Source organism: Mucilaginibacter sp. NFX135 (assembly GCF_048565145.1).
Lineage (GTDB): Bacteria > Bacteroidota > Bacteroidia > Sphingobacteriales > Sphingobacteriaceae > Mucilaginibacter.
Genome location: NZ_CP183412.1, coordinates 2,858,558 through 2,871,068 on the forward strand (window position 1 = coordinate 2,858,558; position 12,511 = coordinate 2,871,068).

Genomic DNA, 12,511 nt, shown 5'->3' on the forward strand with positions numbered 1-12,511 from the left:
GCCAAAAAGGAACAAAAATTGACCGTTTGGTATTTAGTCATTTGATGTAAATTATTTAATACTTTTTAAACTTTTCAAAACCCATCAAAAATTTGTTAAAAAGTGTTAAAATGGCATTGAAATTTAGTTAAAATGAGCAAAAGAGGTGCGTATTTACCCTGTTTTTAGCTAAAAAATTGTTAAAATTTAAGGTTTAAAAAGTTTTTGTCCGTGGTTTATCGGGCAGTAAAAACAAAAACAGGCTAACAATAGCCAGCAAAAAAATATTGATCCCGGTAGCCAGCCGGTAAGCCGATATATACCCGGCCAAAGTGGTGTCGCCAGCCAGCTTGTAGAAAAATACACCGCCTACAATACCTATCCCCAAAGCAATAGCGGTTTGCTGAAAGGTAGAGAAAGTACCTGAGGCAGCCCCGGCAAAATGGGGCGGGATGCTTTTTAGTGCCATGGTCAATAAAGAAGGTAATACCGATCCGCAGCCGGTACCATAAATAAAGAGCACGGGTAATAGTAAATATCTACTGATGGTCAATGAGTTAAAAAACAATAAATGAAACAGGAGCGAAATAACCATGATTAATACACCTATCTGCAGCACCCGCTTACCATAACGTGGTACCAGACGAAGGGATAACAGCGAGGCTACCACATATCCAACACCCTGAAACACAAAGAATACCCCGGTTTCGGACGAGCTGATGCCGAAGCCATTCTGGAACAGGATCACGTTGATCACAAAATAGGTATCCTGCACCATAAAATAAAAAAGTACAGCACAAAGTCCGATATTGAAATCTTTAAAAGTAAAGAGGCGTACATCAACCAAAGGCTCCTGATCGGTATGTAGCTTACGACGCTGGTCGAATACAAACAGATATAACAATATAAGAGATAAAGCAATAGATACCATGCTCCACCAGGGCCAGTGAAGCTCGGGGCCGCGCACCAGCGGGTAAATCAAGGCTATCAGGGCTACGGTGAGCAAACTAACTCCCGAATGGTCGAACCGTGATTTTTTGATGGTTTTGGTATCCTTTAAAAATACAGCTGCCAGTATTACGGCAACTAAACCCAGGGGCAGATTGATGAGGAAGATTAACCGCCAGCCATCCATCAAAAAGTGAACATCAGGCAGCAGGCCGCCTAAAAACTGACCTATGACTGAGGCAGTACCGGCAATACTTCCGTAAATACCAAGCGCCCGGATACGGTCATGGTGTTGTGGGAAAAGTACCTGGATATAAGTGATGCTCTGGGGGATCATAAACGCGGCGCTGATACCCTGTAAAAAGCGTGCAGTATTGATTTGCCAGGCAGTTTGCGAAAAGCCGCACAGGCAGGAGGTAAGCACAAATAGTGACATGGCGAATATAAAAACGTTTTTCTTGCCATAGTAGTCGCCGGCCCGGCCACCGGTGATCAGGAAAGCAGCATAACCCAGCAGGTACAGCACAATAACCAACTGGATGTCGCTATCAGACCCATGTATCCCCCTTTTAATGGACGGGATGGCCACGTTGACGATAAAAATGTCGATCACCGATAAAAACACCGACGATGACAGGATAATCAGCAGGAACCACCTTGAAATTTGCTTATTCATAATTTGCAGATAAATGAATTTAACCGGCTTTAAGCCTGATTTTGTTAATTTTACGGTTCAAAGATGGGTACGGCAGGAGAGGCTCACAAGTAGTTTGAAGGAGGATACTAAGTATGAAAAATGATACTAATAATGACGATCAGCTGGTTATAAAAACCGAAAATGAAGAATTTTTGGAAGATAACTGTCCTATGACAAATACGCTGGACATTATCGGCGGAAAATGGAAGCTGATGCTGCTCAACAAGATCAGGGAAGAGTGCCCTATGAGATTCGGGGTGCTTCGTAAAAAAATGCAGTATATCACCCAGGCCACATTGACGGCTCAACTCAAAGAACTGGAACGCGATGGCATCCTGTTACGCACCGCCTATGCCGAATCGCCCCCACGGGTAGAATACAAGCTCACAGAGCTGGGTAAAACATTGATCCCTATCATGGATGCGCTGTGTGACTGGGGTAATAATTATTGCCAGATGAAAAAAACAATGGTTTAGCATAAAAAAGCCTACTGATATCTAATGGTCAGCAGGCTTAACAGGGTCATCGCGGCTTTGATCAGGCCTTCGAAGCTAAACCGGCTATTAAAAAAGATATGCCGCTAAATGCAAGGGCTACAAACAGACTTGTCCATTCGGATTCAGTATGTATACCGGCTATAACACGAGGTAAATGGAGTATCAGCACCCATATCAAAAACATGAGACCTAAAAGGCCTCCGGCCAGGCGGGTCAATCTTCCGATAATAAAGCTTATGGCTGATGCAAAAAAAGCAACCATAACCAGATAGTCGCAAAATAAATGAGCGGGTATCCAGGTGGGTATCAGATTGGCTACAAACTGGGCGTACATATAATGTTGTACCCCAAATACCAGCAGACCAATAGCAAAAAGACAGATACCTGTTTTTATCAGCTTAGTGCCATCCTTACTGATATTGCCCAACAGGATAAGCGTACCACCCATGATGCAGATCACCTCAAATACGGCTGCCCACTCTGATGGATTATTAGGATCGGCCAGTACTTTAGGAACATGGATCAGAAGCAAGGCTAATAAATATAGCAATGCTGCTAAAGAAGCGCCGTAAGTGGCGTATTTTTTTGTTAGAACAAGTACACCAGCCATAATCATTAGCGAACCGGTTAAGTAAGCCAGCACTTGTTTTGCCGGCAACGAAGCCGCAACGGGCATAAGTCCGGTGGGAAAATGACCAGATACCATGTGAATTGTGCCGATGGCGATAATACTGATCACCAGGAATAGCTTTCCGGTGTTAAGGTAAAGGTTGTTATTCATTATTTAGGTTTTATGAGTGTGGCATAAGATAAATAAAAAATCAATATATAAATAAGTTAGAATACTCATATTCAAATTATTAATCATGTTTAAACATGATTAATGCCAGCAGATTAAATGGCAGATTTGCTTGTAAATGGAAAATATTTTTTTAATTTTATTTTCCATTTATGACCAGACAAAATATCATCCAGAATTCGCTCAGTCAGTTTTTGCTCAACGGCATCCGGAAAATGACCGTTCAGCAGATCGTGGCACCATTAGGTATTTCAACCAAAACGGTGTATAAATATTTTAGTGGCAAGGAGGAATTATTGGAGGCTTGCCTGTTAGTTCATTACGAAAAAATGAGCCTGGATTTTAATAATCTGATGGCAAATAGTTCCAATCCGGCAGAAAAGTTGTTTCGCTTGTTTTTTATGAGTCTGGAGGAGGATTTTAAAGTGGCACCGGTGTTTTACCACGACCTAAATTATTACTATCCCGAAATGCAAGATAAAGTGATTGCCAGGTATTTTGAAAACAATAGTCAATATATTAATGATGTCGTCAAAAATGGTATAAAGCAGGGTTTTTTCAGGCCAGAGCTTAATACCACCGTGGTAATAACCGCTTTGCACCTGCTGTACAGATCGCTTACCCGTACCGGCGAATATCGAAAATTTAACCTAAGTCCTTTTGATCTCGCTTCCAATACGCTGGTAGTATACCTGAGAGGAATCTGTATGCCTAAAGGAATAAAAATATTGAATAACCTTAAATACTTATCACCATGAAAAAAACACTCCTGACCTGGTTTCTATTTTATGCTGTATTTGCAGCTAACGCGCAAAATAGCTCGCTTTTGCCCGTACCCCAGCATGTATCATTTGGTAACGGACGTTTCCTGCTGAACTCCAGTTTTACTATTTCGATAAAAGCTGACCCAAGCGATAGCGCCTTGTATTTTGCTGTTAACAGGGCTTTTCAAACACTTAACCGGCGCACAGCGCTTTATTTCAGGCAGCAACGGATAACCGCTAAAGATATCAGTGATACGAGTTCACTGATCATCCGGGTTAAACAGAAAAAGGAAGCGATACCGGGTGGTGACGAATCCTATACTTTAACCGTTACACCCCAAAATATACATTTGGAAGCTCCTGCCACAGCTGGCGCCTTACATGGCCTTGAAACTTTATTACAACTGGTACAGCACGATAAGGAAGGTTTCTTTTTGCCTGTAGTCAGTATACAGGATGCTCCGCGCTTTGTATGGCGGGGACTGATGATTGATGTGGCCCGGCATTTTATCCCAGTTGAGGTGATCGAAAGAAATATAGATGCCATGGCAGTCGTAAAAATGAATGTTTTGCACCTGCATCTGTCTGACGATGAGGGTTTCCGGGTGGAATCAAAACTGTTTCCGGAATTGCAGAAAAAAGGCTCCTACGGCGAATATTTTACGCAGGCACAAATAAAGCAATTGATCATTTATGCCAAACAACGGGGAATAATCATTGTGCCCGAATTTGATATGCCAGGTCACACTACCGGGTTTTTAGCCGGTTATCCCAATTTGTCGAGCACTCCAGGACAAAGCTATCAACCGGGCCCACGTTTTGATTTGGGCGATAAGCAGATGGGCCTGATGGATATCATGAAAATGATCAATACTTATCCTACGCCTTCATTTGACCCCTCTAAAGAATCTACCTATACCTTCATTGATAAATTCCTGGGCGAAATGGCGTCTCTATTCCCTTCGCCCTATATCCACATCGGCGCAGATGAGAATAACGGCGTATCCTGGCGCAATAACCCAGATATTGTAGCATTTATGCAAAAGAATAACCTGGCAGACACCCATGCCTTACAAGCTTATTTTGTAAAGCGGGTACAACAGATATTGACCAAACATCACCGGCATACCCTGGGCTGGGAGGAGTTGTTATCCAAAGATCTGCCAAAGGATGTGGCCGTACAAGTATGGACGGACGGTGCCAAAATGAATGAAGCCGCGAAGCTGGGTCACCCGGTTATCATATCAAAAGGCTTTTATCTGGATCTGTTTATGCCTGCTTATACCCATTATCAGAATGATATGCTGGCGGGTAATCTTCCCGATAGTGTAGCATCAAAAGTTTTAGGTGGCGAGGCCGCACAATGGGCCGAAGCGGTTGACAAGGATAATATTGAAACCCGGATATGGCCGCGGGCCGCCGCTGTTGCTGAGAGGCTATGGTCGCCTTATAAAGTAAATGATGTAGATGATATGTACCGTCGCCTGTTTGTGATCAGTTACCAATTGGATGAGATTGGTGTGCAGCATATCAGTAATTATGAACGTGCTTTGCGGCGCTTTACCGGCGGGGCTGATATTACACCATTAAAAACATTAACAGATGTTTTAACCCCGATAAAAGGCTATAAAAAGCTATTTGCAAGAATGACTGCACCTAAAAGCATGAGCTATCAGACTACACCGTTAACGGCCATTTCTGATATTGTTTTTGTTGATCCGGAAGTGAAAAGGCAATTCCGGGTAACGGTGAAAAATTATCTGGATAAACCCAATGATGCAGCTGCCGCATCCATCACCTTGCAGCTTGAAAAATGGCGTGATCACCGAGCTGTACTTGAGGCAATGATCAACAATGGGTTAATGGACAATAGCATCAATGAAAATTCAAAAAAACTATACGCAGCGGCTGTGATAGGGTTGGAAGCCATCAAACTATTAAAAAATAAAGAAAAGCCATCGGTCGATTGGCTAAAACAACAATTGGATGCGCTTGATCAGATGAAAAAGGCCTATGGCGAGGTGGAGTTGTCTATTATCCCTGAGATCAGAGCCTTGGCAAACCAACGGATAGATGCAGAGCCGGCGAGTTATCCTGTTTTTTAAGGTTACCGGGTAATAAGTTAAGTCAGTTTATATTTCTAAATTAGTTGATCAAATACCAGTTATAAGAACCGTTTGATCACGTATTTATCCGGAATGAAAACACAAACTATTATCCCTCATCCGACTATTTTAAATTATGTGAGCCATATTGTGGTAATCGAGAATAACAACATTTACCATGAGGCTATACTACCGCTTATTGCTAATGGTTATCCCAGTATTACCTTCCAGATAACGGATACAGGTTTATCTATAAGTAACAATAAAAAAATGGATAGCCTGGTGCTTTATGGCCAAAATATCAAACCAATTGAACTGCACACCCGTGGATATGTTATCATCATAGCTTACTTCTTATATCCGCATATGCTCAAGGCGTTGTTTGGGATCGATGCTAAAGAATTGACCAATATCAGCATCGATTTAAATTATTCTGAACCGGCCCGTTCAATGAGCTTGCAAGAACAACTCCTGAATACCATTTCATTGGATAAACGTTTGCAGCTGATGAATAATTATGTACTTAAACTGGCTGATCGTTATAAACCAGGGATCAACAATACTATTTCATTCGCTGCCCAGGCTATACAAAAGAGCAGGGGTTTGATATCGCTTACCCATGTGCAGCAAGAGTTTTTTGTAACTGAGCGTACCCTCCAGCGTATGTTTGAGTTACATGTAGGTGTTTCCCCAAAAACCTTCAGCCGGATCTGCCAGTTTCATTATGCCCTTCAGCAACTCAGTCAAAACCAATTTACCGGTATGACAGATATAGCCTTTGAAAGCGGTTATGCCGACCAAAGCCATCTGATCCGCACATTTAAAGAGTTTACCAATTATACCCCTTTGGAATATTTTAAAAGTGCTTCGGAGTTTCCGCGTTAATTTCAGATTGTCGGGTTTATTCTATCACAAGTTGCCCGGGTGCCGTTTCTTTGTGGTATAAAAACAAATAAGACGCACAATTTAAATTAAAAGAAAATGAGAAAATTAATAGTTTCAGAATGGATAACATTAGACGGTGTATTTGATGCAGATCGTATGGGCGAATGGTTTATGCCTTATTTTGGCGAAGCCAAGGCTGCTTACATTCAGGATTGTCACAATACTTGTGATGCTATGCTTTTTGGCCGTAAAACTTATGAAATGCTTGCACCATACTGGTCAACCAAAAAAAATAACGAAGATGGCGTTGCCGACAAATTAAACAGCGTACCCAAATATGTGGTTTCAACTACTTTGGAAAAAGCCGACTGGAATAATACAACCATCATTGGCAAAAATGTGGAAGAGGAAATTGCCCGCCTCAAAGAATTGCCCGGTAAAGAGATCATGCTGGAAGGAAGCGCCGAACTGGTAAAGGCATTAGCAAAAGCCGATCTGGTTGATGAATACCGTTTGATGGTTCATCCCATTGTTTTAGGCAGCGGAAAACGTTTTTTTGTAGATGACTTTCAGGCCTCGGGCTTAAAACTGGCTAAAACCCAAATATTAGATGCCGGTGTGATCGTGCTATACTATCAGAGAGAGAAATGAGAATGCAGGCCCGGTATATAAACAACAGCAAGTCGCTAAGAGATTGGCGGCTTGCTGTTGGGTTTAGCAAAGTTAAGCTTCAAGCGCCGGTGTATATTCACCACGCCTGGCGGCATTATTGATGCTCAGCCGTTTATAAAATAGTTGCTGGGCAACGGCTACATTTTCATCTTTTCCCTTCCAATATTCCATAGCTGGTTGCTGAACCGCCCTGGCAAATGAAAAAGTAAGCGCCCACGGTAACTTGTTTTTGTATTTTACATGCATGGCACTTAAATGCGCGCTTGCGGTCGGGGCCGGTTGCCCACCCGACAGAAACGCCACCCCTGGTACAGCAGCAGGCACACAACGTAGTAAACACTGAACGGTTAGGTCGGCAACCTGTTCAACGCTGGCTTGCACCGATGCATCAATTCCAGAAACCACCATGTTGGGTTTTAATATCATGCCTTCCAGGTAAATACGTTGTTGTATCAGCACTTCAAATACAATATGTAACACTCTTTGGGTTACTTCAAAGCAGCGTTCAATGGTGTGGTTGCCATCCATCAATACTTCTGGCTCTACTATAGGTACCACATCCGCTTCCTGGCAAAGGGCGGCGTAACGGGCCAGTGCGTGGGCGTTGGCGTAAATGCTGCCATCAGTTGGCGTATCGCCCGAAATAACGATCACAGCACGCCATTTGGCAAACCTGAGGCCGGCTGCTGCATAGTTTTTCAATCTTTCCCGCAGTCCATCAAGGCCTTCGGTTATTTTTTCTCCGGGGAAGGCGGGCATGTCTTTAGCGCCCTCATCCAGTTTTATGCCCGGGATAACACCGGCTTTAACCAGCAGTTCAATAAATGGGGTATCATTGTCAGCCGCTTGTTTGGTAGTTTCATCAAACAGGATAGCGCCGCTGATGCATTCGCCCAGTTTGGGGGTGGTTACTATCAGTTCGCGGTATTTTCGGCGGTACTCTTCTGTTTGGGGTATGCCGGCTTCTGCAAAGCGTTTATTACAGGTGGCTATACTTTCGTCCATGGCCAAAAGGCCTTTGTCGCCCGCCATTAGTTGTTGGGCGGTACTTTTTAAAGTTTGTTTATTCATGGGGTATGCGGTATATAGGGCAAACGTTTGGGAATGTTGCTTTGTTGTAAATATAAATAAATGATTCTGTATGGTTGATCTCTGTATTTGGTTCTACTATAAAATCAGATAAAAGTGACAAAAACAACAATGAACAACCGGTGTTTATTTAGAAATACCTAAATTGTAATCGATTACGAACCTTAAAAATCAATACCTATGAATTCACGTCGCGACTTTTTGCAGAAGTTGGGAATCTCTGCTTTAGCCTTGCATCTGGCCCCGCTTTCGGGATGGGCCGACTCAAACAGTAATAACGAAGCTCCTTATGAAGGCCGTGTGCTTCGCGTAGCCATTATGGGGCTGGGCAGCTATGGAACACGGGTGGCCGAAGCCATGCAGTCATGCGTAAAAGCCAAACTGGTTGGTGTGGTAAGTGGTACGCCTTCAAAAATTAAGGACTGGCAAAGCAAGTATGGCATCCCTGCAAAGAATTGCTACAATTACGAGAATTTCGACAGCATCAAAAATAATCCCGACATTGATGCCGTTTATGTAATCACGCCAAACGCGTTACACCATGATATGGTATTGCGGGTGGCCAAAGCGGGCAAACATGCCATTTGTGAAAAGCCCATGGCTGTAAACGCCAAAGAAGGGCAGGAGATGGTGGATGCCTGTAAAAAGGCCAATGTGAAATTGCTGGTAGGTTATCGTATGCACTTTGAACCCAAAACACTCGAGGTGATCCGGATGCGTAATAGTGGCGAGTTTGGGAAGATCCTATTTTTCCAGGGCCAGTGCGGTTTTAAAATTGGCGACCCTACACAATGGCGGCTGAATAAGCAATTGGCCGGTGGGGGCTCTATGATGGATATTGGCATTTATGCTATCAATGGGGCACGCTATATGACTGGTGAAGAGCCTGTTTGGGTTACCGCCCAGGAAACCAAAACCGATCCTGTGAAATTTAAAGAAGGAGTTGATGAAACCATCCAGTTTCAGTTTGGCTTTCCAAGCGGAGCCGTGGCATCCTGTTTATCAACCTATAATATGAATAACCTCGACCGCTTTTTCCTGAATGGTGAAAAAGGTTTTGCAGAGATGCAACCATCTACAGGTTATGGCCCCATACAGGGACGTACCCACAAAGGCGAGCTCACTCAGCCGGTTACAACACATCAAACGGTACAAATGGAAGAAATGTCGGCCATTATTTTTGATAACAAACAGCCCGTAGTGCCCGTAAATGGCGAGGAAGCGGTAAAAGACCTGAAAATCATTGATGCTATTTACCAGGCGGTAAAAACCGGATCAAAGGTGACGTTAAGTCTTTAGTCCTGAGCCTGAAAGCATAAGTGTCGTTTTTTTCTTGCAAGTGAAAACTTTAGACTTACGACTTCAGACTCAGGACTCAGTACTATTCATTCGTCAGGAAACCACCTTTACCGCGATAAAGATCGAGTTTGCCATTCAATTCAACTTTTATAACAGACATGTATTTGTCCTGTACGCTTTCGGGGATGGTGATGTACGTTAAACCTGGTACAACACTCCAGGATATCTTACCCACAACTTTATAGGTCAATGGTTTATCGCTGCCCAGCACGCTTACTTTTTTAATGCTATTTTTTAACCCTTTTATCAATATCGGCGCGCTTGTTTTGGCGGGTACAAATAAGTATACAATGGTCGAATCTTTTGACAAAGTACTTGCCCCGTAATAATGGCCCTGTGGCATTCCGGCAATGGTATTAAAACGCCTTCACCATTCTTTTTGTTCCAGGTGCCCAGTTCTTTAAGCAGATTCACTTCCTCTGGCGGGATACTGCCATCGCCCTTTGGGCCAATATCCAGCAGCAAATTTCCTCCGTAACTAACAGCATCAGTAAAAATATTGATGATCTCGTAAGGGGTTTTAAAATTTTTGTCTTGTGGCTGGTAGCCCCAGTTATCATTACTGGTTAAGCAAAGTTCCCACCATTTATAGGCAGGCCTTGATACCGGGAAATTTTGTTCTGGTGTATCATAGTCGCCGTACCCCTGTAAACGGCCATTGATGATGGTGTTGGGATTGTAACTTAATAGTTTCTGTCTCACCCCAGCTGCATTCCATTCTTCGGCGCTGTGTTCCCAATCGCCATCAAACCACCAAAGGTCAGGGTTGTATTGTTTGGCAAGCTCATCCAGCTGACCGTTCATAAAAGTTAAATATTTAGTCCACTTAGCTGGCTGATCTTTTACCTGGTACCTGCTACTATCCTTTAAAAAACCAGGATAATTGGCATGGCTCCAGTCAATCAATGAAAAATAAGCGCCGGTTTTTACACCACGCTGGCGTAAAGCGTCATAAAGCGGTTTTAACAGGTCTCTTTTAGCAGAGGTTTTCTGCACCACATTTAGCGGACCGTACTTACTGTTCCATAAAGCTACGCCGTCATGGTGTTTGGTGGTCATTACTGCGTAACGGGCGCCGCTTTCTTTGATCAGATCGGCCAGTTCATTGGGTTTATACTGGTTTGCCGTAAAGCCCTTTAATTGACTCATATAGTCAGCATAGCTGATCTTTTTGTTATGAAAACTCCAGCTTTCATCTATTCCCTTTACAGAGTAGATGCCATAATGAATAAATATGCCCAGTTTGGCATCAGCAAACCATTGCATTTTTTCTTTGATGCCATCGGGGTTTATACGGTGTTGTGCTTGTGCAAAACCCGAGTATAGCATGATAAATATGGATAAAAAGTAGTGATAAAGCTTTTTTGACATGTAGACTAATTGATTTTTTTATATAAATTTAATATCTTTTTAATAAATTTAAAAAGAATTCTTTTATTATTAAATTTTTTTTTATAAATATGCAAATATAAAATCTGTTTAAAATGTTTTTCAAGCACATAGATATTGTTAAGGGATTGTACTACGGCAAAACTGCATCGTTATATGACCTTAGCATCAGTGTCGGGAGGAGTATTCCATATATAACCAAAGGTGTAGCTGATTTAGTCAAGTTAAATATTGTAAAAGAAATTGGCATAAGAACATCAAGCGGTGGCCGCAAACCCGCAACCTACTCACTGGTAGCTGATACCGGCTTTATCATTTCGGTGGCAATGAACCAGTTTATGACCCGAATCGTTATCGTAAACATGAACAATGAGTTTGTAGATGATGTGCAGGAGTTTGAGCTGAAACTTAATGATAACCATGATGCTATTCATTCATTAGTAGCCCATATTAAAACTGTGGTTATTAATTCAGGACTGCCAAAAGATAAATTCCTGGCCATAGGCATTACCATGCCGGGCTTTATCGATGTCATTCAGGGTAATAACCTGAGCTTTCTGCAAACGCCCGAAGATACCTTAGTAAGCTATATAAACAAGCAGGTTGAATTACCGGTTTTTATAGAAAATGATTCAACAGCCATAGCCGTGGCCGAGCAAAAATTTGGTCTTCCTATTGCACAAAATAATTCTATGATCATTAACCTGGGTTGGGGTGTTGGTTTGGGAATGATCATCAACAAAGAAATGTTTAGGGGGCACAGGGGGTTTGCAGGAGAATTTAGTCACTTGCCGCTTCATAAAAACGGTAAACTATGCTCATGCGGAAAGCAAGGGTGTTTGGAAACAGAAGCCTCCCTGCTGGCTATTGAAGCCAAAGCCATTGAGGGCTTAAAACAGGGGCAGGTAAGTAGTTTAATAAAATACGATACCATATCGGCAGATAATATCATGGATGAAGCACTTAAAGGAGATGCTTTTTCTGTAAAAATAATTGCTGAAGCAGCCTATTATATTGGACAAGGGCTGGCTATACTGTTGCACCTGATGAATCCGGAAAGTATTATTCTAAGTGGAAAGGGGAGTGTTATTGGCAAATTATGGCTTAGCCCTATTCAGCAAGCCATAAATGAACATTGCATCCCTCATTTAGCTATTGATACGCAATTAGCGGTCTCTAACCTGGGTAATAATGCACAACTATTAGGAGGTGTAACCACAGTAGTAGAAAATTTATATAAACTTAATCCGGAGGCCAATATTTCTGAACCTGTATAAACAGGTATTAAAAAGCTTTTATACTTAATTAATCATATAACAAACCAAAAC

General features: G+C 42.3%; 12 protein-coding genes. 7 read left to right on the plus strand and 5 right to left on the minus strand.

Going from position 1 to position 12,511, the window contains the following annotated elements:
* Positions 1 to 193: 193 nt before the first annotated feature.
* The gene (locus tag ACNURT_RS12270; RefSeq protein ID WP_419701983.1) at positions 194 to 1,603 is read right to left on the minus strand and encodes an MFS transporter; all 1,410 of its coding nucleotides are present in this window, start codon (positions 1,601 to 1,603) and stop codon (positions 194 to 196) included.
* Between the two features lie 113 nt (positions 1,604 to 1,716).
* Here ACNURT_RS12270 and ACNURT_RS12275 point away from each other — a divergent pair, with 113 nt between their 5' ends.
* The gene (locus ACNURT_RS12275; RefSeq protein ID WP_419701984.1) at positions 1,717 to 2,100 is read left to right on the plus strand and encodes a winged helix-turn-helix transcriptional regulator; all 384 of its coding nucleotides are present in this window, start codon (positions 1,717 to 1,719) and stop codon (positions 2,098 to 2,100) included.
* Between the two features lie 61 nt (positions 2,101 to 2,161).
* Here the strand turns inward: ACNURT_RS12275 and ACNURT_RS12280 are convergent, their stop codons facing one another.
* Positions 2,162 to 2,902 (minus strand): hypothetical protein, encoded by a 741-nt coding sequence (locus ACNURT_RS12280; RefSeq protein ID WP_419701985.1) that lies wholly within the window; start codon positions 2,900 to 2,902, stop codon positions 2,162 to 2,164.
* Between the two features lie 170 nt (positions 2,903 to 3,072).
* Here ACNURT_RS12280 and ACNURT_RS12285 point away from each other — a divergent pair, with 170 nt between their 5' ends.
* From ACNURT_RS12285 to ACNURT_RS12300, 4 genes are all read left to right on the plus strand, one after another.
* Positions 3,073 to 3,678 (plus strand): TetR/AcrR family transcriptional regulator, encoded by a 606-nt coding sequence (locus tag ACNURT_RS12285; protein WP_419701986.1) that lies wholly within the window; start codon positions 3,073 to 3,075, stop codon positions 3,676 to 3,678.
* On the plus strand, positions 3,675 to 5,789 hold the full coding sequence (locus ACNURT_RS12290; RefSeq protein WP_419701987.1) for a beta-N-acetylhexosaminidase: 2,115 nt from the start codon (positions 3,675 to 3,677) through the stop codon (positions 5,787 to 5,789). Before ACNURT_RS12285 ends, ACNURT_RS12290 begins: the two co-directional genes overlap by 4 nt.
* Before the next feature lie 93 nt (positions 5,790 to 5,882).
* Complete coding sequence (locus ACNURT_RS12295; protein WP_419701988.1) at positions 5,883 to 6,674, plus strand: helix-turn-helix domain-containing protein; 792 nt, start codon at positions 5,883 to 5,885, stop codon at positions 6,672 to 6,674.
* 96 nt (positions 6,675 to 6,770) lie between these two features.
* On the plus strand, positions 6,771 to 7,325 hold the full coding sequence (locus ACNURT_RS12300) for a dihydrofolate reductase family protein (RefSeq protein ID WP_419701989.1): 555 nt from the start codon (positions 6,771 to 6,773) through the stop codon (positions 7,323 to 7,325).
* A 72-nt stretch (positions 7,326 to 7,397) separates the two neighbouring features.
* On the opposite strand, the gene ACNURT_RS12305 is transcribed toward ACNURT_RS12300, so the two are convergent.
* Complete coding sequence (locus ACNURT_RS12305; protein ID WP_419701990.1) at positions 7,398 to 8,417, minus strand: class I fructose-bisphosphate aldolase; 1,020 nt, start codon at positions 8,415 to 8,417, stop codon at positions 7,398 to 7,400.
* A gap of 198 nt (positions 8,418 to 8,615) precedes the next feature.
* Between ACNURT_RS12305 and ACNURT_RS12310 the strand changes: the two genes are divergently transcribed.
* Positions 8,616 to 9,734, plus strand: coding sequence for a Gfo/Idh/MocA family protein (locus ACNURT_RS12310; RefSeq protein ID WP_419701991.1), 1,119 nt, complete (start codon positions 8,616 to 8,618; stop codon positions 9,732 to 9,734).
* Positions 9,735 to 9,816: 82 nt separating this feature from the next.
* Here the strand turns inward: ACNURT_RS12310 and ACNURT_RS12315 are convergent, their stop codons facing one another.
* Positions 9,817 to 10,044 carry a hypothetical protein gene (locus ACNURT_RS12315; RefSeq protein WP_419701992.1) on the minus strand — a complete coding sequence of 76 codons (228 nt, stop codon included), beginning with the start codon at positions 10,042 to 10,044 and terminating at the stop codon, positions 9,817 to 9,819.
* Complete coding sequence (locus ACNURT_RS12320) at positions 10,041 to 11,165, minus strand: alpha-L-fucosidase (protein WP_419701993.1); 1,125 nt, start codon at positions 11,163 to 11,165, stop codon at positions 10,041 to 10,043. Before ACNURT_RS12320 ends, ACNURT_RS12315 begins: the two co-directional genes overlap by 4 nt.
* 113 nt (positions 11,166 to 11,278) lie before the next feature.
* Between ACNURT_RS12320 and ACNURT_RS12325 the strand changes: the two genes are divergently transcribed.
* Positions 11,279 to 12,460: an ROK family protein gene (locus ACNURT_RS12325; RefSeq protein WP_419701994.1), complete on the plus strand. Its 1,182-nt coding sequence runs from the start codon at positions 11,279 to 11,281 to the stop codon at positions 12,458 to 12,460.
* Positions 12,461 to 12,511 lie beyond the last annotated feature (51 nt).

What these genes read in the sequence shown, in the direction of transcription:
- ACNURT_RS12275 (WP_419701984.1), top strand. Translation starts at nt 1,717, where the DNA reads ATGAAAAATGATACTAATAATGACGATCAGCTGGTTATAAAAACCGAA.
- ACNURT_RS12320 (WP_419701993.1), bottom strand. Translation starts at nt 11,165, where the DNA reads ATGTCAAAAAAGCTTTATCACTACTTTTTATCCATATTTATCATGCTA.
- ACNURT_RS12270 (WP_419701983.1), bottom strand. Translation starts at nt 1,603, where the DNA reads ATGAATAAGCAAATTTCAAGGTGGTTCCTGCTGATTATCCTGTCATCG.
- ACNURT_RS12285 (WP_419701986.1), top strand. Translation starts at nt 3,073, where the DNA reads ATGACCAGACAAAATATCATCCAGAATTCGCTCAGTCAGTTTTTGCTC.
- ACNURT_RS12325 (WP_419701994.1), top strand. Translation starts at nt 11,279, where the DNA reads ATGTTTTTCAAGCACATAGATATTGTTAAGGGATTGTACTACGGCAAA.
- ACNURT_RS12280 (WP_419701985.1), bottom strand. Translation starts at nt 2,902, where the DNA reads ATGAATAACAACCTTTACCTTAACACCGGAAAGCTATTCCTGGTGATC.
- ACNURT_RS12295 (WP_419701988.1), top strand. Translation starts at nt 5,883, where the DNA reads ATGAAAACACAAACTATTATCCCTCATCCGACTATTTTAAATTATGTG.
- ACNURT_RS12290 (WP_419701987.1), top strand. Translation starts at nt 3,675, where the DNA reads ATGAAAAAAACACTCCTGACCTGGTTTCTATTTTATGCTGTATTTGCA.
- ACNURT_RS12310 (WP_419701991.1), top strand. Translation starts at nt 8,616, where the DNA reads ATGAATTCACGTCGCGACTTTTTGCAGAAGTTGGGAATCTCTGCTTTA.
- ACNURT_RS12300 (WP_419701989.1), top strand. Translation starts at nt 6,771, where the DNA reads ATGAGAAAATTAATAGTTTCAGAATGGATAACATTAGACGGTGTATTT.
- ACNURT_RS12305 (WP_419701990.1), bottom strand. Translation starts at nt 8,417, where the DNA reads ATGAATAAACAAACTTTAAAAAGTACCGCCCAACAACTAATGGCGGGC.